Raw genomic sequence first — 22,700 nt, forward strand, 5'->3', positions numbered from 1 at the left:
CGAGCGAAGTCGAGATTCGTTCATTAAAAAGTTCTCGACTTCGCTCGAACTGACAAATTTCTCACTTTAAATATGTAACAAAATAAATAATATGTAGTCTTATAGTCATGGTAGGATTATTTAAAGAAAATACAAAAATTGCGCTTGATTCCATTAGAAGTCAGGCTTTGCGTACTTCGTTAACGGTTATGATTATTGCTATTGGAATTACGGCTTTAGTTGGAATTCTAACAGTGGTTTCAGCATTAGAGAATACTATTTTGAAAGATTTTGCTTCTATGGGAGCCAATACTTTTTCGATAAGTCAGTACGATCTTTCCTCTGAAATCAATCAAAACGACACCGAACAACGTGTCAATCCTATCATCAGCTATCCGGAAGCCAAATCATTTCAAGATAAATTTAGTTTTCCATTTACTACTACTTCCCTATCGTTTACGGCTGGTTCAGCTATTGAAGTAAAATATGGTGAAAAGAAAACTGATCCCGAAATTTCAGTTGTGGGTGTGGATGAAAATTTTTGTCCGAATAAAGGTTTAGAAGTTGTAAAAGGTAGAAATTTCAATTCGTTTGATATTTCAAATAACAATTATGTTTGTGTTTTAGGTTCGGATTTTGAAAAAGGTTTGTTTGAAAATATCAATCCGATTGATAAAACCATTTCGATCCGTGGTGCTAAATTCAAAGTAATTGGAGTTTTAAAAGAGAAAGGTTCAACATTTGGAAATAGTCAAGATTTACGTGTTTTGATTCCAACACAAGTAGCGCGTTCTTTATTCTCTGCTCCAAATATCAACTACGATTTAGACGTAATGGTTACCAACGAAGGCTTGTTAGACGAAGCGGTTGATGATGCCATTATCACCATGAGAAGAGTTCGTAAATTGAGTCCCGTAGAAAAAGAAAATTTCGGTATTGAGCGTAGTGATGATTTGATTCAAACCTTACTTTCTAATACCGCAGTTTTAGGAATTTCGGCTTGGGTAATTGGAATTATTACCGTTTTTGGTTCTTCAATTGCGTTGATGAATATCATGTTAGTTTCGGTTACTGAAAGAACACGTGAAATTGGAGTAAGAAAATCACTTGGCGCAACACGAAACACAATTGCATGGCAGTTTTTTACTGAAACATTAGTAATTGGCCAATTAGGTGGAATTGTTGGAATTTTATTAGGAATTCTGATTGGTTTTGTCATTGCATCAGCCATTGGTTTTGACTTTGTAATTCCTTGGATGGCGATTATTGCTGCTTTCATCACAACGTTTATTGTAACGATTGTTTCTGGATTATATCCTGCAATAAAAGCTTCTAAATTAGATCCAGTGGAAGCGTTAAGATACGAATAAAAAGTTAACCACAAGAAACACAAAGAAGGCACAAGGTTCACAAGGTTTTTAAAATAAACTACTAGAGGTATTAGATAAATATTCACCACAGATTCACAGATTTTGAAAAATCCCTTTTAATCAGTGAATCTGTGGCAAAAAAAACAAATCGAAGCAGAGCTTCGAGGAATTAAACCAAACGAAATTAAATCATCGTGGGACTTTGTGAAAAAACTTTGTGAAACTTTGTACTACAAACCTAAATTGAACATTTTATCATTCGATCATTACCGTAAATATCTTTTTTCAATTCGATATTTTTGAAACCTAGATTTTCAAGTAATTCAACCGTTTCTATTCCTAAATATTGATTAATTTCAAAAAATAATAATCCGTTTGGAGTTAAGTTTTTTAGAGCCAATTGCGCAATTTTTCTATAAAAAAGTAGTGCATCGGTATCTTCTACAAACAAAGCTAAATGCGGTTCGTAGTCCAAGACATTTTTCTTTATTTCTTGTTTTTCTAAATTACGAACGTAAGGTGGATTTGATACGATGATATCAAAATGTTGATTCAAATCTTCAACTTCTAAAATGTTAGTTAGAATGAAATTTATTTCAACCTTGTTTGCTGTTGCATTTCTTTTTGCTACTTCTAATGCTTTTTCGGAAACATCAATTGCTGAAACGTTTGCTTGTGGTAAATTCACTTTTAATGAAATAGGAATACAGCCTGTACCGGTTCCGATATCTAAAATATTGATGGGTGATGGATGCTTGATGATGGGTGAATATAAAATCCACTCCACTAATTCCTCTGTTTCTGGTCTTGGAATTAAAGTGTTTTCATTGACTTCAAATTGCAAGCCATAAAACCAAGCTTCGCCAGTGATATACTGAATGGGTTTATCTTGTTGTAATTGAGCTAAAATGGCATTCCACTTTTCAACTTCTTTTTCGGAAATTTCAAAATTTGGATTCAAAGCGACATCTACTCGTTTCAAATTATGTAAATACTCTGTCAGGATAAAAAAGAAACTTTCGATTTCTTGTTCGTCTTGAATGTTTTTCAGTGAATTGAAAAAATGGATTTTGTATTGTTTTAGTAGCATAATTTTAAACTAATTTCTTCGTCATCCAAACTTCACAACTATTATGTCCTGTATTTCCCATTGGACCATCGATATTTTCAAAACCTATTCGTTTGTATAATTTTTGAGCGGTTGTCATAAAAGATAAGGTTTCTAAATAACAAATTTCAAATTCTTGAGTTTTGGCGAATTCTAAACACTTTTCAATGATTTTCTCTGCATAACCTGTTCCTCTGATTTCGGGAGCAAAATACATTTTTTGCAATTCACATACCGAAACATCTGCATTCTCTAAAGGCGCAACACCACAACCACCAACAACTTTTCCATCATGTTCCACTACATAATAAACAGAACGAGGGGCTTGATAGACTTCGTATAACGTATCTAAAATAGGATCTGCATAAGCCGTTCCTACTTTTGGCGCATCTAATTCATGAAAAATATCACGAATTACCTTAGCAATCGACTCGTCATCTTTTTGTTGGATTTCTCTAATTAGCATAGCATTTTTATTGTTGGGTAAAATTACATAAATTAACTTGAGATTTTTTTAAACATATGAGTCATTTAAGTTTTTTTTTACCTTTTCGAAAGATTTAAAAAGCTCACAAAAGAAAATTAAAAGCTTATACGAACTTGTTAATTAACTTCTTAAACATTTTAAAAATTATATGACTTATATGTTTATTTTTTTCCTCTTAAAAATACTACTTTTGTATCATGACGACGCACGAATTTTACATGAAACGCTGTATTGAACTCGCCAAAAATGGTTTGGGAACTACTTATCCAAATCCGTTAGTAGGAAGTGTGATTGTACACGAAGGTAGGATTATTGGTGAAGGTTGGCACAAAAAAGCAGGCGAACCTCATGCGGAAGTAAATGCAGTGAATTCGGTTAAAAATAAATCGCTATTAAAAGAAGCCACGATTTATGTAAGTTTAGAACCTTGTAGTCACTTTGGAAAAACGCCTCCGTGTTGTGATTTAATTATTGCTAATGAAATTCCGAATGTTGTAGTAGGAACCGTTGACCCATTTGCGAAAGTAGCTGGAAATGGCATCAAGAAATTAGTTGAAAGTGGCAAAAATGTAACCGTTGGTATTTTAGAAGACGAATGTAACGAACTCAACAAGCGATTTTTTACCTTTCATCAAAAGAAAAGACCTTATATTATTTTGAAATGGGCAGAAACTGCTGATGGATTTATTGCTCCACTTTCGAAAGAAGAAAAAGCTCCCGTTTGGATTACAAATCCATATTCCAGACAATTGGTTCACAAATGGCGTACTGAAGAACAAGCGATTTTAGTTGGAACCAATACCGTTTTAGACGACAATCCAAAATTAGATGCGCGTGATTTTTCAGGAAATAATCCAATTCGAATTGTATTAGATAAATCAGGTAAGATTTCGGAAAACTATCACGTAAAAGACAATTCGCAAAAAACAATTTTTATTACCGAAAGTGAAAATTTCATTTCAACTGAAAATTGTATCTATGAAAATGCTATCTTTGATATCCACCTAACTTCTTCAATTTGTGACATTTTGTATAAAAACGAAATACAATCGGTTATTATTGAAGGAGGAAATACAACTCTACAATCATTCATAGATGCAAATTTATGGGATGAAGCTAGAGTTTTTAAAGGACAAACAACATTTCAAAACGGCACAACAGCCCCTATTATTTCCGGAAATCCGGTTGCTGGTTTTGACATAATGAATGATGAACTTAAAATTTTCAAGAATTATGATTGAAGCAATTATTTTTGATTTTGGCGATGTTTTTATCGATTTAAACAAACAAGCTATTGATACCGAATTTAGAAAATTAGGTTTAACCGCTTGGCATGACGATTTGGATGCTTTGAATAAAAAGTACGAAATTGGAAAAATTGACGAACTCGAATTCATGCAAGGTTTTCAAAAACATTTACCAAATGCAGATTTATCAGAAATTAGAGCTGCTTGGAATTCCATTTTAGGTGATTTCCCTTTATATAGATTGGAATTTTTGCAAATGATTTCTAAAAAATACAAATTGTTTTTGTTGAGCAACACCGATCATACACACATTGAAAAATTTGAGCACAACGAAGGCCAAACTTTTGCTCGCGATTTTTATAGTTGTTTTGAAAAAGTATACTTTTCATACGAAATCGGAATTCGTAAACCCGATGAAAATGCGTTTAAATACGTGATTAACAATCATAATTTGAATCCTAAAAAAACATTATTTGTAGACGACAAAAAAGAAAACACTGATATGGCTGAAAAGTTAGGTTTTCAAGTTTGGAATTTACAACCAGGCATTGATGATGTAGTGGAACTTTTTGATAAAAAATTAATTTAACACCGTGATTTATTTATTACTGAGCATTGTATTTAATGCTGTTCTTTTTGTTATTATTAAACTCTTTGCCCGATTTAATATTGATGCATTACAGGCTTTAGTCGTAAATTACTTTGTTGCTTTTTTAGTGGGATTGTTCTTTTTAGATAATAGTCTTGCTCCAAAAGAAATCATCACTCATGATTGGTTTAAAGGAAGTATTCTTTTGGGATTTGTTTTTATATCTACTTTTTATGCCACAACATTAACATCTCAAAGAAACGGACTTTCGGTTGCTTCAGTTGCTTCTAAAATGTCTGTGATTATTCCAATTACTCTAGGGGTTATTTTATATAATGAATCTCTCGGTTTCGTTAAGATTATCGGAATACTTTTGGCGTTAATTGCCGTTTATTTCACTTCCAAAAAAGAAACTGGAGAAGTACAACAAGCTAATAATTTACTTTTCCCAATTTTAGTTTTTATTGGAGCAGGAACCATAGATTCAAGTTTGAAATATTTACAAACCTTTCACGTCCCTGCAAATCAAATTGGTTTATTTTCATCTGTCACCTTCTTCTGTGCTTTTAGTGTTGGAATACTAACGATACTTTTCCTAACCATTCGAGGAAAAATTAAATTTTCAGGAAGAAATATTTTAGGCGGCATTGCATTGGGTTTACCCAATTTCTTTTCTCTATACTATTTAGTAAAAATGTTAGAAGCTAAAGCGTTTGAAAGCGCCACTTTATTTACGATTCACAACATTGCTATTGTAATTGTTTCTACTTTTGTAGGCATTCTTTTTTTTAAAGAAAAAATTTCGCTTCGCAATGCATTCGGAATTGGATTAGCTTTATTCGCCCTTTATTTAGTTACCTATTAAAATGGATTTTTCAGAAAACGATTTATATAAAACCATAGATTTTCCGTCGGAAGAAGTTTTACTCAAAGAAAAAAACAGTAAATTCTTTGGCTACGCCATTCCTGTAACTTCTGAAGAAGATGTAAAAGAAAATTTAGAACGTTTGCGAAAAGAACATTTTTCGGCGCGTCATTGGTGTTATGCGTATCAAATTGGCACAGAGAAAATCCAATACCGCGCTAATGATGACGGCGAACCTAATAATAGTGCCGGCATGCCCATTTACGGACAAATTCAGTCATTTGAAGTTACAAACGTATTAGTTGTAGTGGTTCGTTATTTTGGCGGCGTAAAACTCGGCGTTGGCGGTTTGATTTCGGCTTATAAAACAGCAGCTCAAATGGCTTTAGAAAATGCAACTATTATTAAAAAAACAATTGACAAGCATTTTATTATTTCATTTGGTTACGCACACATGAATAAAGTGATGCGAATTATCAAAGAAAAAAATCTTCAAATCGTTTCTCAAAAAATGGAAATGGATTGCGAAATTGAAATTTCAATCCGAAAAAAAAGTGTCCAAAATTTATTGGACACTTTTGAAAGTTTGTATGAAATTAAATTAACGGAAATTTAAACTTCTAGAAAAGAATTTATCTTTTCAGAAACATAATTTGGAGGTGTCATTGGACGTCCAGTTTTCATGTCTACAAACACCAACATTGAGTAACCCGTTGTTAATAACTCATTTGCTTCATTATAGATTTCATAGTCAAATTCTATCTTCACAGAAGTCTGACTTTTAAAAATTGTTTTTACGGTTAGTAGGTCGTCATAGCGTGCTGGTTTTTTATAATTCATGGTTAAAGTTACTACAGGTAACATTACTCCGTTTTCCTCCATCCATTTGTAAGAAACCCCCATGTTTCTTAGCCATTCCACGCGTCCCATTTCAAAATATTGTGCGTAATTTCCGTGATAAACGACTCCCATTTGATCTGTTTCTGCATAACGTACACGAACTTGAAATTGATATTCTCTCATATTAAACTAATATTAAATTAATCTTAAAAAATTACTCACAAGGCTTACAATATTTTTTTTTAAAAATCAAGGGCAAAAAAATTTTTTTTACAGAATTTTGTTCACATATTTGCTAACCCAAATTATCCGAACAGAATACCCATTCTGTTCACTTTTGTAACCTATACAAAACTAAAAATAAACTAGTAATAACTAATTGAATTTATGACAAAAACTGCGCAATCGGTATGGAACAACTGTCTGTCTTTCATAAAAGACAATATTCAAGATCAAGCTTACAAGACTTGGTTTGAACCTATTCAATCAGTTGAACTAAACGAAAACGCGTTATCTATTCAAGTACCTAGTAAATTCTTCTACGAATGGTTAGAAGAACACTATGTAAAATTATTAAAAGTTGCCTTGACTAAAGAGTTGGGACCAGGCGCAAAGTTATTGTATAAAATTAAGATGGAAAACACTTATGGCAATAAACTTCCATTTACTGAGCAAATTCCGAGTTATAACAGAACCGCGGTAAAACCTCAGGAAGTTGATGTGCCAATTGTTAACAAAAATCCTGAATTAAAAAACCCGTTCATCATTCCTGGAATTCGAAATTTAAAAATCGAATCGCAATTAAATGCTAATTACAGTTTTGATAATTTCCTTGAAGGAGATTCGAATCGTTTAGCAAGAAGTGCTGGTATGGCTGTTGCTAATAAACCAGGCGGAACTTCCTTCAACCCATTATTAATTTTTGGTGGAGTTGGATTAGGAAAAACGCACTTAGCTCACGCTATTGGGGTTGAAATCAAAGATAAATATCCAGAAAAAACCGTGTTGTATATTTCGGCTGAAATATTTACACAACAATATATTGATTCGGTTAAGAAAAACACTCGTAACGATTTTATTCATTTTTATCAATTAATTGATGTTTTGATTATCGATGACGTACAATTCTTATCGGGTAAATCAGGAACGCAAGATGTATTTTTCCACATCTTCAATCACTTACATCAAAACGGAAAACAAGTAATCCTAACTTCTGACAAAGCACCAGTTGACATGCAAGATATTGAGCAACGCTTACTATCTCGTTTCAAATGGGGATTATCAGCAGAATTACACCAACCAGACTACGAAACGCGTATTTCAATTTTGAAAAACATTTTATTCCGTGACGGAGTGGAAATGCCAGAAGAAATTATCGAATACGTTGCTAAGAATATTAAATCTAACGTTCGTGAATTAGAAGGCGCTATCATTTCTTTGATTGCTCAATCTTCTTTCAACAAACGTGAAGTTACTATTGATTTAGCCAAACAAGTAGTTGAAAAATTCGTTAAAAACGTAAAACGTGAAATTTCAATTGATTATATCCAGAAAATTGTTTCGGATTATTTCCAATTGGATGTGGAAACGTTACAGTCAAAAACTAGAAAACGTCACGTTGTACAAGCGAGACAATTAGCGATGTTCTTTGCTAAGAAATTTACGAAAGCTTCATTGGCAAACATTGGTTCGCAAATTGGAGACAGAGATCATGCAACGGTATTACATGCTTGTAAAACAGTTGACAACTTAGTGACTACTGACAAACAATTCCGAAAATACGTAGACGATATCAACAAGAAATTATCGCTGTAATTCATGGCCACGAAAATCTTAATGGTTTGCTTAGGAAATATTTGCCGTTCTCCTTTGGCAGAAGGCATTATGCGCTCTAAACTTTCCGAAGATTTTATTGTAGATTCAGCAGGAACAGGTGGTTGGCACGCAGGAGAACTACCTGACAAACGTTCGATTTCGACAGCGAAAAATAGAGGTTTAGACATCACCAATCAAAGAGCAAGACAATTCAAAAAGAGTGACTTTGATACTTTTGACCATATTTTTGTGATGGATAATTCCAATTACAAAGATGTTTTGGCTTTAGCTCCAAATGAAGAAGCAAAATCGAAAGTCAAGCTCATTTTAAACGAAATTTTCCCAAATGAAAACGTTGATGTTCCCGACCCGTATTATGGTGGTCAAGACGGATTTGAAAACGTTTTTGATATGTTAGACCAGGCTTGTGAGGAAATTGCAAGAAAACTTAACCCATAATATCATGAAATCAAACACTTTAGGCAAACTGTATTTAATTCCTATTACCTTATCCAATCCTGGAGAAACTACGGTAGTTCCTGAAGATGTTTTACCTCAAACCATTAAGAGAACCATTGATTTCGTGGATTATTATATTGTTGAAAACGAAAAAACCGCTCGAAAATTCATAAAAAGCATTCATCCCGAGAAAAAACAACCCGAATTAAAGATTTCGGTTTTAAATAAACACACAGAAATAGCTGAACATAACGAATTTATTCAACCTTTATTAAGGGGTGAAAATATCGGATTAATGAGTGAATCTGGTTGCCCTGGAATTGCCGATCCTGGCGCTGTTATTGTAAAATTAGCACATGAAAAAGGAATTCAGGTAGTGCCATTAGTAGGACCAAGTTCGATTTTATTAGCATTGATGGCAAGTGGAATGAACGGACAGAGTTTCGCTTTCAATGGCTATTTGCCAATCGATAAAAACGATAAAAAACAGGCTTTAAAGAATTTCGAACGTTTGTCGCAAGATAAAAAACAGTCTCAATTGTTTATTGAAACTCCGTATCGAAATAATAAATTAATGGAGGATTTGTTGCAAATTTTACAACCAAGCACCTATTTATGTGTGGCTTGTGACATTACTTTACCAACAGAATACATAAAAACCAAAACGGTTAACGAATGGAAAAAAGAAAAGGCCGATTTGCATAATCGACCTTGTATTTTTATTATTCACAAAATGTAAAATTACTCTAAATTTACTTTAGCATTTGCATCTGCTTCAATATGCGAAATATCGTAATTTGAAAATTTTCTGATGTAGCTTGATAACGATGTTCCAAAACCATCTTTGAAACCATTACGTCCATTACTTCTTAAATATTTCTTTACTGAACCTGCACCACCTAAATGTGCTGCGGCAACTAAGCCTGATTCTGTAATTTCAACACCATTAATGATTCTTCCTGAGTATTTTTGAATCTCTTTTCTTAATTCCCACTTGTTACGAGCAATTAAAGCTTCAAAAGCCTTGTCTTGCCACACAGCATTACGTAAAAATTCTTGAAAATCATAAACACCTACAGTGCGTAGTGTACTTCTTCCGAATTGATATTTACCCATGTATCCGTAAGGATTCACTAAATGTAAAATACCTCTTGACTCTTTATAAGCCATTTTTTGAGCAAAACCAGCAAATGATTTACCAACGTGTGGTACTTTAACTGGGATTACAACTTCTTCGTTTTCGTATTCATTTGGAACGTGGTATTTAATTACCTCTGAGTTCGACAAATGAAATCCTTCCAATTTTTCTTCTTTAAAGGTTATAAAACCTGAAGAAACGACTAAGACTAGGAGTGTCAATCCTATAAAGTAAGACCTTTTTTTTATCATGAATTGTTATTTCTCAGCGCCTGTCACCCATCTGAAATTACCGATGCAAATATACAAAAAAAATTACAATATTGATTTACAGCATGTTAATAATTCCTAAAAGTAGATAAAATGCCCTTTAAGTCCGTTATACTCATCGTATTGCAAAGTAGGTGCAGGAATTTTAATAGTGTTAAAAACAGAGAAAAGTGTCTTTAAAAAATGAGATTTTGTAGTAATTTTCGTTAAGTCAACATCCAAACTAAGGTAAAATTGACGATATGGGTTTTGAATAATTCCGTTTTCGATTGCTTCAGCATCATTTCCGTACAACATTCCATCTCCACCATAACCAATTGCAAGGTTTAACCACTTGGGAATAAAGCTATCTTTTGTAAACGAATGAACATTAAACGACAACCAATACGTTTGACCGTTGTAATCTTTTAAAATTTCTTCGTTAATGGATGCTCCCAGAGTTTCAGGACGTTGTGAAGCGAATTTGGTTTGATTAAATGAAAACTTCGGTGTGATACGCTGTTCTTTCCAAAGTAATTCTTGAGAAACATATAGCGCAGTTCCCGAAACATTTGCAATAATATCGCCAGATGATGCTCCCCATTCTTGTGAAAAACCATCAAAAACCTCAACTACAGTTAAAAATCCTAATCCAAGAGTGGAACCATAAATTAGTTGTTCTTTTTTTGAAGCACCGCTCCATTGCAACATTTCAGCTCCTACCCTTCCTAAATGATAGGTAGAATACAGATGTCCTAATTTATCCATTTGCAGCCACTGATTGTTATCATTAATAAAATGAAAATCAGATTTTGGATAATCTTTATACCAAAGTTGGTTTAAACCTACAAGTGTTACTCCTAAAGCCACCGATTCACCAACATAAACGCCAGTTCTTCTTGGTTTATTGAGCGTATCTGAAGGTTTTAAGAAAGTATTGTTATCTGATTGCGCTTGAGAAAAAACAGAAACAAACAAAATCAACAAATATTTACACCTAAGAAATATACAACATTTAAAATTTGACTTGAACCCAAAAAGTTTCATTTTTTATAAAAATTATAAAATGTTGATTAAAATTCTATGAAAAAAGCCCAATCCCGATGCTTCGGGAATTCGCTCTTAAAAATTAACGATCGATTCCTAATTTAGTAACCCACTCAGCATATTTTTTAGCATTTACTTGATGTGCTTCGTAGCTTGATGCAAAGGCATGATAACCTGGTTTATCTGGATTTGCGCAGAAATAAATATAATCGTGTTTTTCCGAATTTAAAACTGCATCGATAGCCGAAACATCAGGCATAGCGATTGGCCCTGGAGGCAAACCTTTATTTACATAGGTATTGTAAGGAGAATTAATTCGTAAATCGTTAAAGAAAACGCGTTTAATTTCTTGGTCAAAATCGCCCGAACGTTTTTTGATTGCAAAAATAATGGTTGGGTCAGCCTGAAGTGGCATATCTTGTTTCAAACGGTTTAAATAAACGCCAGCTACTGTTGGTCTTTCATCTACTTTTGCTGTTTCTTTATGTACAATTGATGCTAATGTATAAACTTGGATAGGTGTTAAACCTAATGTTTTTGCTTTTTCTGTACGCTCATTATTCCAAAAAATTCGGTATTCTTTAGCTAATTTTTGTGCAATTTTTTCAGCTGGAGTGTTCCAATAAAACTCATACGTATTTGGAATAAAAAGTGCCAAAACAGTTTCTTCTGTTAATCCATTTTCCTCTAAAAAAGGTGTATTGGTAAACGCTACATCTAATTTTAAACTATCTGGTTCTAATTGGGTAGCTAAACGTTGTACTAACTTACCTAACGTTTCTTGATTGTTAAAAGCTACTTTTACAGGAACATTTAAACGTAAACTTCTTACCATATCAAAACTAGTCATGTCTTTTTTGAAAAGAAATTTTCCAGCTTTTACATTCGTACTATAATTTCTTGATGTGGCAACAAAATCAAATTTTTCAAAATCTTTTACCAATGGTTTAACGATTTCTACTACTTGTTCATAAGTTGAATTTGAAGGAATGTAAACATAAACTTCGTCTTGTGAAAACTGTGTATTAGGTGTAAAAGCTTTGAAATATACATAAACACCAACTGCAGTTGCAACTACGATTCCGGCAACAGCGATTATTGAAATAAGTTTTTTTACGTTCAAGGGATTATTTTTTAAATGTGATTGATTAATTGATATAAAATTTCGTCTTCGTATTGATTGTTGATTTTATTCCAATCTTTTTTTACTCCGATTTTCTGAAAGCCAAATTTAGTAAAAAGGGAAATACTAATTTCATTTTTTGAACCAATATTTGCATATAGTTGATGCAATTGCAATTGATTGAAAGCATAATTGATTACAAGTTGTAATGCTTCTGAACCAATTCCTGAATTTCGATTGCTTTCGCTTGAAATGACAATTCCAACTCCCGCTCTATTATTTTTAGGATCAAAATCAAATAAATCGATTAAACCTACTGCTTCAAAAGTATCATTTAAGCAAATTGCTAAGCGCAATTGTTTGGCTTCATAAATATCTTGATGTGCATTTTCTAAATACTGACGAATCAAAAATCGACTATAAGGTGTTTGCGTGTTACTTACATCCCAAACTGATTCGTTGTTTTCTATTTTGTAGATAAACTCTAAATCTTCAGGTTCGAGTGCGCGTAGGTATATGTTGGTTCCTTTTAATGTTATCATTTCAAATTCAAGTTCAAATACAAGTTCAAAAATCAAAAATCGTTACTCTTCAATCAAAAATTTAAATCAATTTTTCCTTCAAAAACGAAAGTTGCTGGTCCGATTAAGAAAACATTGGTGTAATTTCCATTATCTACGTCAAATTGTACTTTTAATTTTCCTCCTTCAACATTCAAATCTATAATATTATTATTTGTTTTTCCGGTTTGATGCATGGCGATAGCAACTGCTGTTACGCCAGTTCCACAAGACAAAGTTTCATCTTCAACTCCACGCTCGTAGGTACGAACTGCAAAAATGTCACAGGCTAATTGATACACAAAATTGACATTACTTCCTGCTTTTCCATACAAATCGGAATAACGAATTTTTGCTCCTTCTGTTTTAATATCCAATTCAATTAAATTATCTACCAATTGCACATGATGAGGCGAACCTGTATTTAAAAAGGTATAATCTTCATATTGATTAACTGTATCAACATCTTTCATTTGAAGCGCTACGATTCCTTCTGCATCGATAGTTGCGTAATGATATCCATCCACGGCTTCAAACTCGGCTTTGTTTTCGATAACGCCCATTTGTTTAGCAAAAGCGACTAGACATCTACCTCCATTTCCACACATTGAACTCTCGTTTCCATCCGAATTATAGTAAACCATTTTAAAATCATATTGCGGATGGTTTTCTAACAAAATCAAGCCATCACCACCTATACCGAATCTTCTATCACATAGTTGTGCTACAAGTTTGGTATTATTTTTAGGAAAAAACTCCGAACGATTGTCAATCATAACAAAATCGTTTCCAGTTCCTTGATATTTATAAAATGTAAGTTGCATTGTGTAATTAATTTATACAAAAGTACGAATTATTAATAAGATGTTAAACATTGTTAATCGAGCGTTAAAGTGATTTTTTGGAATATTTTTTATTATAATTTTGAGTGAACAAAAATTAATACATATGAAAAAATTTGGAAGTTTATTACTCGTATCGCTCTTGAGTGGAGCCGTAACATTAGGTGCTTACAAATTCTTTTTAGAGCCAAATAATGCAGGAAAACTAACACTTGCATCACCTAATTATGGTAAAAATGTAAGTTTAGGCGCCGAAAATATTGATTTTACCGCAGCAGCCGAAAACACAATTCACGCTGTAGTTCACGTAAAAAACGTGAGCGTTTCAAAAGTACCAAACAATCCTTTAATGGAGTTTTTCTATGGTTACCAAGGGCCAAGAGAACAAACACAAATCGGAACAGGTTCTGGTGTTATTATTACCGAAGATGGATATATCGTAACCAATAATCACGTTATTCAAGATGCAACTGAAATTGAAGTTACACTAAACAATAACAAATCCTACAAAGCAAAATTAGTCGGAACCGATTCTAAAATGGATGTAGCACTTTTAAAAGTAGAAGCCGATGAAAAATTACCTTATGCGGTTTTTGGTGATTCTGATTCAATTAAAGTGGGAGAATGGGTTTTAGCAGTTGGAAATCCTTATAACTTAAACTCAACTGTAACTGCTGGAATTGTTTCGGCAAAAGCTAGAAATTTATCCAACAATGGAATTCAATCCTTCATCCAAACAGATGCAGCCGTAAATCCAGGAAACAGTGGTGGTGCATTAGTAAACACTCGTGGGGAATTAATTGGAATTAACACGATGATTTCTTCTCCTACAGGAAGTTATGCAGGATATTCGTTTGCTGTTCCATCGAATTTAACTCGAAAAATTATTGAAGATTTAATGCAGTTTGGAAATGTTCAAAGAGGCGTTTTAGGAGTTGAAGGTGGCGAATTGAATTCGAATTACGCAAAAGAATTAGGAATTAAAGAAACACAAGGTTTCTATATTAATAAGGTTACTAAAAATTCGGGAGCTGAAAAAGCTGGATTAACCAAAGGTGATATTATTATACAATTAGACGATAAAAAGATCAATGGTTTTGCCGAATTATCAGCATATATTAATACAAAACGACCTAATGATGTCATTCAAGTAAGTGTTTTACGTGATGGAAAACAAAAAACACTTCCAGTTAAGTTGACTAAAAAAGAAATTTTAAATTACGAATTCAACGGAATTGAATTTGAAGATCTTGACGCTACAGATAAAAAACAATTTAACGTTAAAGAAGGTATCAAAATTAAGAAAGTCAACAATCCTGAATACGCGGAATACAGTGACATTTTAGACGGCGCTGTAATTTTAAGTATTGACGGAAATAAAGCAAAAGATATGGAGACTGTTTCGAGCTATTTGGCTAAAAAAGAAAATCAGAAAGCGCGTTACCAAATTATCTCCAGAAACGGTCAAATGTATAGTATTATCATGTAAAAACACATTAATAAATAAACTTTAAAACCAGACAAAAATAATGTCTGGTTTTTTTAGTTAAAAAATTTTACGAAAACGATTGAAATCTATACTTTTGCACCACAAAACAACACATTTATTTTCATGAGCAATATCTCTTTATACGAAAAAGAATTAGCTTTTCAGGCAGACAGAAGAAAAGCTGGTGTAGAATTCATTAAAATCATCAGTGATTTATGGTATGACAAATCAATCGAATTGGTTTTATTCCGTAATCAATTGATCGATAAAAACGTGAGCGAAATCATCAACTTACACGAGTACGCTGGTGCTTTTGTTGAAAAACCAATCAACGTTTTCGACTCAGTTGAAATTGCAAATGCTATTGTAGATTTAGATTTACCTCCTTCAAGAATTGATATTGGAAAATTAACTTACGAATATCATTTAGAAGATGACAAATACAATGATGCAAAAGCATTCGTTATCGACAAATTAAAAAACGCAAAAAACTATCAAGAAATTAAACCAAAAGATGTGGTTTTATACGGATTTGGTAGAATTGGTCGTTTATTAGCTCGTGAATTAATGTCGAAAATTGGAAAAGGACAACAATTACGTTTAAGAGCGATTGTAACTAGAGATAAAAATGATGCCGTTTTATTAGAAAAAAGAGCATCTTTATTACGCTACGACTCAGTTCATGGTGACTTCAATGGCTCGGTTATTGCTGACCCAGAAAACAATGCTTTATTGATTAATGGTACAACAGTTCACATCATTACAGCTAACACACCAGAAGAAATTGATTATACTGCTTACGGAATTGAAGATGCTTTAGTTATCGACAACACCGGAGCTTTCACTACAGAAGAAGCATTAAAACGTCATTTATCTTCAAAAGGAGCTGATAAAGTTTTATTAACTGCACCAGGAAAAGGAGTTCCAAATATCGTTTACGGAGTAAATCATGAAGATTACAATCCAGACGAAGTAAATATATTCTCTGCTGCTTCATGTACAACAAACGCAATTACTCCAGTTTTAAAAGCGGTTGAAGATACTTTAGGAGTGGTTAAAGGACACTTAGAAACGATTCACGCTTATACAAATGACCAAAACTTAGTTGACAACATGCACAAAAAATACCGTAGAGGTCGTGCTGCTGCTTTAAACATGGTTATTACTGAAACTGGTGCTGGAAGTGCTGTTGCAAAAGCTTTACCTGCATTAGCTGGAAAATTAACTTCAAATGCAATTCGTGTTCCTGTTCCAAATGGTTCATTGGTAGTGTTGAATTTAGAAGTTGGAAAAGAAACTTCTATTGAAGAAGTAAACAACATTATGAAAAAATACGCTTTAGAAGGTGATCTTGTAGAGCAAATTAAATACTCTTTAAACAATGAGTTAGTATCTTCGGATATTGTAGGAACTTCTGCTCCTGCTATTTTTGATAGTAACGCAACTATTGTTTCTGGAGACGGAAAAAACATTGTAATGTATGTTTGGTACGATAACGAATATGGTTACAGCCACCAAGTTATTCGTTTAGCGAAGTACATTGCTAAAGTAAGAAGATACAGCTACTATTAGTAGATAGTCTTAAAAAACTAAAAAGCTCCTATTTTTCAATAGGAGCTTTTTGTTTACATAGTATTGTAATTACTCTTTCGAAGCAATATAACGTTCTGCATCTAATGCCGCCATACAACCTGTTCCCGCAGCCGTAATTGCTTGACGATATACATGATCAGCAGCATCACCTGCTACAAATACACCTGCTACATTTGTTTTAGAACTTCCAGGTACATTTACGATGTAACCTGTTTCGTCTAACGTAATGTAGTCCGCAAAAATATCGGTGTTTGGTTTGTGGCCAATCGCTACGAAAAATCCTGTTGCTGGAATTTCAGTAATTTCACCTGTTGCTCTATTTTTAGCTTTAACACCAGTTACCACTTGACCATCACCTAAAACTTCTTCTGTTTCCGTGTGCATTAAAATTTCGATGTTTTCAGTTTTTTGAACACGTTCAGCCATAATTTTAGAAGCTCTAAATTTATCACTACGCACTAACATCGTTACTTTTTTACATAATTTAGATAAGTAATGTGCTTCTTCACACGCACTATCTCCTGCTCCTACGATTACAACTTCCTGATTTCTATAGAAAAATCCGTCACAAACCGCACAAGCAGAAACACCACCACCTAATTTTAAATAGTGTTGTTCTGATTCTAATCCTAAATATTTAGCAGAAGCTCCAGTAGAAATAATTACCGTTTCTGCATGAATTTCTATGGTATCGTTAATCCAAACTTTATGAATATCTCCAGAGAAATCTACTTTTGTAGCCCATCCATCACGAATATCTGAACCAAAACGTTTTGCTTGTTCTTGCAACTGAACCATCATTTCAGGTCCGGTTACGCCTTCAGGATATCCTGGAAAATTTTCCACTTCATTAGTTGTGGTTAATTGACCCCCTGGTTGTTGTCCTTGATATAAAACAGGATTCATATTAGCTCTAGCCGCATAAATAGCTGCAGTATAACCCGCTGGACCAGAACCTATAATTAAGCATTTTACTTTTTCGATTGTATCTGACATAACTTTATTCTTTTAAGAGTAGCAAATGTAAGTTTTTAATTAAAATTATTTCTTAAAATTGAATTAGTTTTAATTATGAATGTATAATTTTTGACAATAAAAAAAACCTTCCTGAAGTTTCAAGAAGGTTTTGTCGGGGTGGCAGGATTCGAACCTGCGGCCTCCTGCTCCCAAAGCAGGCGCGATAACCGGGCTACGCTACACCCCGAATTTGTGAGTGCAAATATATAACTAATTTCTATTGTAGCAAATAAATCAATTCTTTTTTTAAAATAAATTATTTCACTTCAACAACCTATATTTTTTTAGCATTTATTCCCAAAACTTTCTCACCAAAACAAAAAACACATAGAATATTATTTCTATTTTTGCTAAAACAATCAATTTAAGAATCTTTATGCTAATTATTGGAATTGCCGGCGGTACCGGAAGTGGAAAAACAACAGTTGTACATCAGATTATGAATGAGTTACCTGCTACTGAGGTAGGTATTATTTCTCAAGATTCTTACTACAAAGAAACGCATCATCTGAGTTATGAAGAGCGTACCAAAATTAATTTCGACCATCCAAGAGCTATTGATTTTGAATTATTAGTAGCACATCTTAAAGATTTGAAAGCTGGAAAAACTATTGAACAACCAGTTTATTCTTTCGTTACTCACGATAGAACTGACGATAAAATCATCACACATCCAAGAAAAGTAATGATTGTAGAAGGTATCTTAATCCTAACCAATCCAGAATTAAGAGATATGTTTGATATTAAAGTATACGTTCATGCCGATTCTGACGAACGCTTAATTCGCCGTTTAAAACGTGATATTGCAGAACGTGGTCGTGACATGGAAGAGGTTTTAAACCGTTATCAAAACACGTTAAAACCAATGCACGAACAATTCATCGAGCCTACAAAAGCGTTTGCTGATATTATCATTCCAAATGACAAATACAACACGGTTGCTATCGACGTAGTGCGTGCTGTAATTAATCAAAGAATCGCTTAAAATGAAAAAAATAAAGAATTTAATTGCCAATTATCCGTTCCTAAAGTTTTTAGTGAACCGTTATGTTTTGGTATTACTTTTCTTTATTGTTTGGATGTTATTTTTCGACAATTATTCCTATTTAGAACATCGCGTTTTAGATAAAGAAATTGAGGAAATTGAAGATAACATTCAATATTACAAAACCGAAATCAAAAAAGACAGCGCCAATATAAAACACCTTAAAAATGATGACCGTGTAGAAAAATACGCTCGCGAAAAATATTATATGAAACGCGAAAACGAAGATATTTACATCATCGAATTTGAAGGCGAAAAGAAAGCTGAACCTGAGAAAACAACTAGTAACAATTAAACATATAATTCGTGGCTAACAACAATTTATTTTCCGATTTTGAAGCCGTTTCTTCTAAACAATGGAAGCAACAAATTCAATACGAACTAAAAGGTGCCGATTACAACGAAACATTAGTTTGGGAAAGTCCAGAAGGCATAAAAGTAAAACCGTTTTATCACAATGATGATTCCGAAGTGTCGGAAGAAGTAAATCTTAACGCCATTGTTCCAACAAAACCTTTTACAATAGTCCAAAATATTTTTGTTCACGATGTGAAAAAATCGAATATTCGTGCCTTAGAAACATTACAAAGAGGAGCTGAAAGTGTTCGTTTTACATTAGAAAATGATACGGTTTCCATTGAAGAGTTGATGCAAAATCTTCCGCTGGAAAATGTGAATTATTATTTCAACTTACCCTTTCTCTCTGTTGAATTTTCGAATAAAATCAATGATTTCGCATCAAAAAACAAAGCCAATATCTTTATTCAAAATGACCCAATAGGACAATTAGCAAAAGATGGAAATTGGTTTGAAAACCTTGAAAAAGATTTCGAAAAATTAAATACAATTACTCCTAAAACAACTGTTCCATTTTTAACTATTTCAAGCGGAATTTATCAAAACGCTGGTGCGAATATCGTGCAACAATTGGCATACACTTTAGCACAAGCAAACGAATATTTCAATAGAATTCCAGCAATCAACCAACCGATTACGATTGAAGTTGCTGTTGGAACCAATTACTTTTTCGAAATAGCAAAACTTAGAGCCTTACGAATATTATTCAACACATTAGCATCAGAATACAATCACAATTTTGATTGCCATATCATCGCAACTCCAACCAAACGTAATAAAACCTTATACGATTATAACGTAAATATGTTACGTACGACTACTGAATGTATGTCAGCCATTTTAGGTGGAGCCGATGCAGTTGCGAATTTAGCTTACGATGCGATTTATCACAAAGACAACGAGTTTGGCGATAGAATTTCGAGAAACCAATTGTTAGTTTTAAAACACGAAAGTTATTTCGACAAAGTGAATAATCCTGCTGATGGCGCGTATTATATTGAAACCTTAACGGTACAATTAGCAGAAAAAGCTTTAGAATTATTCAAAGACATCGAGAAAAATGGCGGATTGATTTCGCAATTAATCGATGGAACCATTCAGAGAAAAATCAACGAAAGCGCTCAAAAAGAACAAGAACTTTTCGATTCAGGGAAAGAAGTTTTATTGGGAACCAACAAATATCCAAACAAAAACGACCAAATGAAAAACGATTTGGAATTGTATCCTTTCGTAAAACAAAACGCCAGAAAAACGTTAATCACACCGATTATCGAAAAACGTTTGGCTGAAAAATTAGAACAAGAACGATTATCTCAAGAGCAATAATCATGAGAAAAGATATACAACATTTAGAATTAGGCAAAAGTGAAAAGGCAAAAGTAAAAAGTACAAGTGCTGATAATTTTGCCACCGCTGAAGGAATCGAATTAAAACCAACTTATACTAAAGAAGATATTTCCGATTTAGAGCATCTTGATTTTGGAGCTGGTTTTGCACCAAATTTACGCGGACCTTATTCCACTATGTACGTTCGCCGACCATGGACAGTCCGTCAATATGCGGGATTTTCAACTGCGGAAGAAAGTAATGCTTTTTATAGAAGAAACTTAGCCGCTGGACAAAAAGGTTTATCCGTTGCCTTCGATTTAGCTACACACAGAGGTTACGACTCAGACCACGAACGAGTGGTGGGTGACGTTGGAAAAGCTGGAGTTGCGATTGACTCGGTGGAAGACATGAAAGTACTTTTCGACCAAATTCCGTTAGGTGAAATGTCGGTTTCGATGACGATGAATGGTGCGGTTTTACCAATTATGGCTTTCTATATCGTGGCAGCGGAAGAACAAGGCGTTACTCCTAACCTATTATCGGGTACAATTCAGAATGACATTTTAAAGGAATTCATGGTGCGAAATACTTACATTTATCCACCAACGCCTTCGATGAAAATTATTGCGGATATTTTTGAATATACAAGTAAAAATATGCCGAAATTCAACTCGATTTCTATTTCGGGTTACCATATGCAAGAAGCGGGAGCTACTGCTGATATTGAATTAGCATACACTTTAGCAGATGGTTTAGAATACATTCGTACCGGTTTAGCGGCTGGAATGGATATAGATACGTTCGCTCCTCGCCTTTCGTTTTTCTGGGCGATTGGAATGAATCATTTTATGGAAATTGCAAAAATGCGTGCCGGTCGTATGCTTTGGGCAAAACTATTGAAACAATTCAACCCAAAAGACGAAAAATCATTGGCTTTAAGAACGCATTGTCAAACTTCGGGTTGGAGTTTAACCGAGCAAGATCCTTTTAATAATGTGGCTCGAACTGCAATTGAAGCAGCCGCAGCAGCTTTTGGAGGAACTCAATCATTACACACGAATGCTTTAGACGAAGCGATTGCTTTACCAACCGATTTCTCGGCTCGAATTGCTCGTAATACCCAAATCTTTTTACAGGAAGAAACCAAAATCTGCAAAACGGTGGATCCTTGGGCAGGAAGTTATTATGTAGAAAGTTTAACGGCAGAAATTGCTGAAAAAGCTTGGGCATTAATTGAAGAAGTAGAAGAATTAGGCGGAATGACCAAAGCTATTGAAGCTGGAATTCCAAAATTAAGAATTGAAGAAGCTGCTGCGCGCAAACAAGCACGAATCGACAGCAGTCAAGATATTATTGTTGGGGTGAACAAATACCGTTTGGAAAAAGAAGATCCGTTACATATTTTGGATGTGGATAACCAAATGGTGCGCAAACAACAAATTGAACGTTTAGACCAAATCAAAGCCACTCGCGATAACGCTAAAGTTGCCGAATGTTTGGCAAAATTAACCGAAAGCGCTAAAAGTGGTGGTGAAAATTTACTATCTTTAGCAGTAGAAGCAGCACGAAACAGAGCTACATTAGGCGAAATTAGTGATGCTTTAGAAGTAGTTTTCGGAAGATATAAAGCACAAATTAGAAGTTTTAGCGGCGTGTATAGTAAAGAAATAAAGAACGATGTAAGTTTTGAAAAAGCAAAACAATTAGCCGATGCTTTCGCTAAGAAAGAAGGTCGTCGTCCTCGTATTATGATTGCGAAAATGGGACAAGACGGTCACGATCGTGGAGCGAAAGTAGTAGCTACAGGTTATGCCGACGTAGGTTTTGATGTGGACATTGGTCCTTTATTCCAAACGCCACAAGAAGCAGCCAAACAAGCGGTTGAAAACGACGTACACATTTTAGGCGTTTCTTCGTTAGCAGCGGGACACAAAACTTTAGTACCACAAGTAATTGAAGAACTAAAAAAATACGGAAGAGAAGATATTATGGTCATTGTAGGTGGAGTAATCCCAGCGCAAGACTACCAATTCTTATTCGACGCCGGAGCTGTAGCCGTTTTTGGTCCTGGAACTAAAATTAGCGATGCCGCAATTACGATTTTAGAGGTTTTATTGGAGGAGTAAAAAATAGACTTATCGTACTGAACTCGT

At 33.9% G+C, this 22,700-nt stretch carries 23 protein-coding genes and 1 tRNA gene; 14 read left to right on the top strand and 10 right to left on the bottom strand.

All coding sequences use genetic code 11. The features are described from left to right. Positions 1-107 precede the first annotated feature (107 nt). Positions 108-1,349 carry an ABC transporter permease gene (locus AAEO58_RS11150; RefSeq protein ID WP_341683455.1) on the top strand — a complete coding sequence of 414 codons (1,242 nt, stop codon included), beginning with the start codon at positions 108-110 and terminating at the stop codon, positions 1,347-1,349. Between the two features lie 238 nt (positions 1,350-1,587). Here the strand turns inward: AAEO58_RS11150 and prmC are convergent, their stop codons facing one another. Both prmC and AAEO58_RS11160 read right to left on the bottom strand, forming a co-directional pair. Continuing rightward, on the bottom strand, positions 1,588-2,439 hold the full coding sequence (prmC, locus tag AAEO58_RS11155) for a peptide chain release factor N(5)-glutamine methyltransferase (RefSeq protein ID WP_341683456.1): 852 nt from the start codon (positions 2,437-2,439) through the stop codon (positions 1,588-1,590). A gap of 4 nt (positions 2,440-2,443) precedes the next feature. Further along, positions 2,444-2,923: a GNAT family N-acetyltransferase gene (locus AAEO58_RS11160; protein ID WP_341683457.1), complete on the bottom strand. Its 480-nt coding sequence runs from the start codon at positions 2,921-2,923 to the stop codon at positions 2,444-2,446. Between the two features lie 218 nt (positions 2,924-3,141). Here AAEO58_RS11160 and ribD point away from each other — a divergent pair, with 218 nt between their 5' ends. From ribD to AAEO58_RS11180, 4 genes are read left to right on the top strand one after another with little or no spacing between them, the layout of a single operon-like run. Beyond that, positions 3,142-4,185, top strand: a complete 1,044-nt coding sequence (ribD, locus tag AAEO58_RS11165; protein WP_341683458.1) for a bifunctional diaminohydroxyphosphoribosylaminopyrimidine deaminase/5-amino-6-(5-phosphoribosylamino)uracil reductase RibD — start codon at positions 3,142-3,144, stop codon at positions 4,183-4,185. Then, a complete protein-coding gene (locus AAEO58_RS11170) occupies positions 4,178-4,780 on the top strand; it encodes an HAD family hydrolase (protein ID WP_341683460.1) in 603 nt (200 codons plus the stop codon). Before ribD ends, AAEO58_RS11170 begins: the two co-directional genes overlap by 8 nt. 4 nt (positions 4,781-4,784) lie before the next feature. Next, the gene (locus AAEO58_RS11175) at positions 4,785-5,645 is read left to right on the top strand and encodes an EamA family transporter (RefSeq protein ID WP_341683461.1); all 861 of its coding nucleotides are present in this window, start codon (positions 4,785-4,787) and stop codon (positions 5,643-5,645) included. 1 nt (position 5,646) lies between these two features. After that, a complete protein-coding gene (locus tag AAEO58_RS11180; protein ID WP_341683462.1) occupies positions 5,647-6,261 on the top strand; it encodes an IMPACT family protein in 615 nt (204 codons plus the stop codon). Here the strand turns inward: AAEO58_RS11180 and AAEO58_RS11185 are convergent. Further along, a complete protein-coding gene (locus tag AAEO58_RS11185; protein WP_341683463.1) occupies positions 6,258-6,668 on the bottom strand; it encodes an acyl-CoA thioesterase in 411 nt (136 codons plus the stop codon). The two genes, AAEO58_RS11180 and AAEO58_RS11185, sit on opposite strands and share 4 nt — an antisense overlap. 204 nt (positions 6,669-6,872) lie before the next feature. Between AAEO58_RS11185 and dnaA the strand changes: the two genes are divergently transcribed. From dnaA to AAEO58_RS11200, 3 genes are read left to right on the top strand one after another with little or no spacing between them, the layout of a single operon-like run. After that, positions 6,873-8,300 carry a chromosomal replication initiator protein DnaA gene (gene dnaA / locus AAEO58_RS11190; RefSeq protein WP_341683464.1) on the top strand — a complete coding sequence of 476 codons (1,428 nt, stop codon included), beginning with the start codon at positions 6,873-6,875 and terminating at the stop codon, positions 8,298-8,300. Between the two features lie 3 nt (positions 8,301-8,303). Beyond that, positions 8,304-8,759: a low molecular weight protein-tyrosine-phosphatase gene (locus AAEO58_RS11195; protein WP_341683465.1), complete on the top strand. Its 456-nt coding sequence runs from the start codon at positions 8,304-8,306 to the stop codon at positions 8,757-8,759. 4 nt (positions 8,760-8,763) lie between these two features. Next, positions 8,764-9,498 (top strand): SAM-dependent methyltransferase, encoded by a 735-nt coding sequence (locus AAEO58_RS11200; RefSeq protein ID WP_341683466.1) that lies wholly within the window; start codon positions 8,764-8,766, stop codon positions 9,496-9,498. A 2-nt stretch (positions 9,499-9,500) separates the two neighbouring features. On the opposite strand, the gene AAEO58_RS11205 is transcribed toward AAEO58_RS11200, so the two are convergent. The 5 genes from AAEO58_RS11205 to dapF all read right to left on the bottom strand — a co-directional run bounded on the left by AAEO58_RS11205 (position 9,501) and on the right by dapF (position 13,699). Next, positions 9,501-10,148 carry a peptidoglycan-binding protein LysM gene (locus tag AAEO58_RS11205; RefSeq protein ID WP_133610529.1) on the bottom strand — a complete coding sequence of 216 codons (648 nt, stop codon included), beginning with the start codon at positions 10,146-10,148 and terminating at the stop codon, positions 9,501-9,503. Positions 10,149-10,244: 96 nt separating this feature from the next. Then, positions 10,245-11,192 (bottom strand): DUF2279 domain-containing protein, encoded by a 948-nt coding sequence (locus AAEO58_RS11210; RefSeq protein ID WP_341683468.1) that lies wholly within the window; start codon positions 11,190-11,192, stop codon positions 10,245-10,247. 82 nt (positions 11,193-11,274) lie between these two features. Beyond that, on the bottom strand, positions 11,275-12,315 hold the full coding sequence (gene mltG / locus AAEO58_RS11215; protein WP_341683470.1) for an endolytic transglycosylase MltG: 1,041 nt from the start codon (positions 12,313-12,315) through the stop codon (positions 11,275-11,277). Between the two features lie 11 nt (positions 12,316-12,326). After that, positions 12,327-12,857 (bottom strand): GNAT family N-acetyltransferase, encoded by a 531-nt coding sequence (locus AAEO58_RS11220; RefSeq protein ID WP_133610535.1) that lies wholly within the window; start codon positions 12,855-12,857, stop codon positions 12,327-12,329. A 53-nt stretch (positions 12,858-12,910) separates the two neighbouring features. Next, entirely contained in the window at positions 12,911-13,699 is a 789-nt protein-coding gene (gene dapF / locus AAEO58_RS11225) for a diaminopimelate epimerase (RefSeq protein WP_341683471.1), read from the bottom strand. A 124-nt stretch (positions 13,700-13,823) separates the two neighbouring features. On the opposite strand from dapF, the gene AAEO58_RS11230 reads away from it, so the two are divergent. Further along, positions 13,824-15,206, top strand: coding sequence for a Do family serine endopeptidase (locus tag AAEO58_RS11230; protein ID WP_341683472.1), 1,383 nt, complete (start codon positions 13,824-13,826; stop codon positions 15,204-15,206). 123 nt (positions 15,207-15,329) lie between these two features. Then, entirely contained in the window at positions 15,330-16,778 is a 1,449-nt protein-coding gene (locus tag AAEO58_RS11235) for a glyceraldehyde-3-phosphate dehydrogenase (RefSeq protein WP_341683473.1), read from the top strand. A gap of 69 nt (positions 16,779-16,847) precedes the next feature. Here the strand turns inward: AAEO58_RS11235 and trxB are convergent, their stop codons facing one another. Next, positions 16,848-17,795: a thioredoxin-disulfide reductase gene (gene trxB, locus AAEO58_RS11240; RefSeq protein WP_341683474.1), complete on the bottom strand. Its 948-nt coding sequence runs from the start codon at positions 17,793-17,795 to the stop codon at positions 16,848-16,850. Between the two features lie 133 nt (positions 17,796-17,928). Next, positions 17,929-18,003 (bottom strand) — tRNA-Pro (locus tag AAEO58_RS11245). A gap of 189 nt (positions 18,004-18,192) precedes the next feature. On the opposite strand from AAEO58_RS11245, the gene udk reads away from it, so the two are divergent. From udk to scpA, 4 genes are read left to right on the top strand one after another with little or no spacing between them, the layout of a single operon-like run. Beyond that, positions 18,193-18,801, top strand: coding sequence for a uridine kinase (udk, locus tag AAEO58_RS11250; protein WP_290820953.1), 609 nt, complete (start codon positions 18,193-18,195; stop codon positions 18,799-18,801). Position 18,802: 1 nt separating this feature from the next. Beyond that, positions 18,803-19,156 (top strand): FtsB family cell division protein, encoded by a 354-nt coding sequence (locus AAEO58_RS11255; protein ID WP_341683475.1) that lies wholly within the window; start codon positions 18,803-18,805, stop codon positions 19,154-19,156. 11 nt (positions 19,157-19,167) lie between these two features. Further along, complete coding sequence (locus AAEO58_RS11260) at positions 19,168-20,544, top strand: methylmalonyl-CoA mutase subunit beta (RefSeq protein ID WP_341683476.1); 1,377 nt, start codon at positions 19,168-19,170, stop codon at positions 20,542-20,544. Continuing rightward, positions 20,544-22,673, top strand: a complete 2,130-nt coding sequence (gene scpA / locus AAEO58_RS11265) for a methylmalonyl-CoA mutase (protein ID WP_341683558.1) — start codon at positions 20,544-20,546, stop codon at positions 22,671-22,673. The genes AAEO58_RS11260 and scpA overlap by 1 nt, the downstream gene beginning before the upstream one ends. Positions 22,674-22,700: the final 27 nt, after the last annotated feature.

Origin of the sequence: Flavobacterium helocola (genome assembly GCF_038289885.1) — a bacterium.
GTDB lineage: Bacteria > Bacteroidota > Bacteroidia > Flavobacteriales > Flavobacteriaceae > Flavobacterium > Flavobacterium cheniae.

Excerpts from the sequence above, each read along its gene's own strand:
- AAEO58_RS11150 (WP_341683455.1), top strand. The coding sequence starts at position 108 with ATGGTAGGATTATTTAAAGAAAATACAAAAATTGCGCTTGATTCCATT.
- prmC (WP_341683456.1), bottom strand. The coding sequence starts at position 2,439 with ATGCTACTAAAACAATACAAAATCCATTTTTTCAATTCACTGAAAAAC.
- AAEO58_RS11160 (WP_341683457.1), bottom strand. The coding sequence starts at position 2,923 with ATGCTAATTAGAGAAATCCAACAAAAAGATGACGAGTCGATTGCTAAG.
- ribD (WP_341683458.1), top strand. The coding sequence starts at position 3,142 with ATGACGACGCACGAATTTTACATGAAACGCTGTATTGAACTCGCCAAA.
- AAEO58_RS11170 (WP_341683460.1), top strand. The coding sequence starts at position 4,178 with ATGATTGAAGCAATTATTTTTGATTTTGGCGATGTTTTTATCGATTTA.
- AAEO58_RS11180 (WP_341683462.1), top strand. The coding sequence starts at position 5,647 with ATGGATTTTTCAGAAAACGATTTATATAAAACCATAGATTTTCCGTCG.
- AAEO58_RS11185 (WP_341683463.1), bottom strand. The coding sequence starts at position 6,668 with ATGAGAGAATATCAATTTCAAGTTCGTGTACGTTATGCAGAAACAGAT.
- dnaA (WP_341683464.1), top strand. The coding sequence starts at position 6,873 with ATGACAAAAACTGCGCAATCGGTATGGAACAACTGTCTGTCTTTCATA.
- AAEO58_RS11195 (WP_341683465.1), top strand. The coding sequence starts at position 8,304 with ATGGCCACGAAAATCTTAATGGTTTGCTTAGGAAATATTTGCCGTTCT.
- AAEO58_RS11200 (WP_341683466.1), top strand. The coding sequence starts at position 8,764 with ATGAAATCAAACACTTTAGGCAAACTGTATTTAATTCCTATTACCTTA.
- AAEO58_RS11205 (WP_133610529.1), bottom strand. The coding sequence starts at position 10,148 with ATGATAAAAAAAAGGTCTTACTTTATAGGATTGACACTCCTAGTCTTA.
- AAEO58_RS11210 (WP_341683468.1), bottom strand. The coding sequence starts at position 11,192 with ATGAAACTTTTTGGGTTCAAGTCAAATTTTAAATGTTGTATATTTCTT.
- AAEO58_RS11220 (WP_133610535.1), bottom strand. The coding sequence starts at position 12,857 with ATGATAACATTAAAAGGAACCAACATATACCTACGCGCACTCGAACCT.
- dapF (WP_341683471.1), bottom strand. The coding sequence starts at position 13,699 with ATGCAACTTACATTTTATAAATATCAAGGAACTGGAAACGATTTTGTT.
- AAEO58_RS11230 (WP_341683472.1), top strand. The coding sequence starts at position 13,824 with ATGAAAAAATTTGGAAGTTTATTACTCGTATCGCTCTTGAGTGGAGCC.
- AAEO58_RS11235 (WP_341683473.1), top strand. The coding sequence starts at position 15,330 with ATGAGCAATATCTCTTTATACGAAAAAGAATTAGCTTTTCAGGCAGAC.
- trxB (WP_341683474.1), bottom strand. The coding sequence starts at position 17,795 with ATGTCAGATACAATCGAAAAAGTAAAATGCTTAATTATAGGTTCTGGT.
- udk (WP_290820953.1), top strand. The coding sequence starts at position 18,193 with ATGCTAATTATTGGAATTGCCGGCGGTACCGGAAGTGGAAAAACAACA.
- AAEO58_RS11255 (WP_341683475.1), top strand. The coding sequence starts at position 18,803 with ATGAAAAAAATAAAGAATTTAATTGCCAATTATCCGTTCCTAAAGTTT.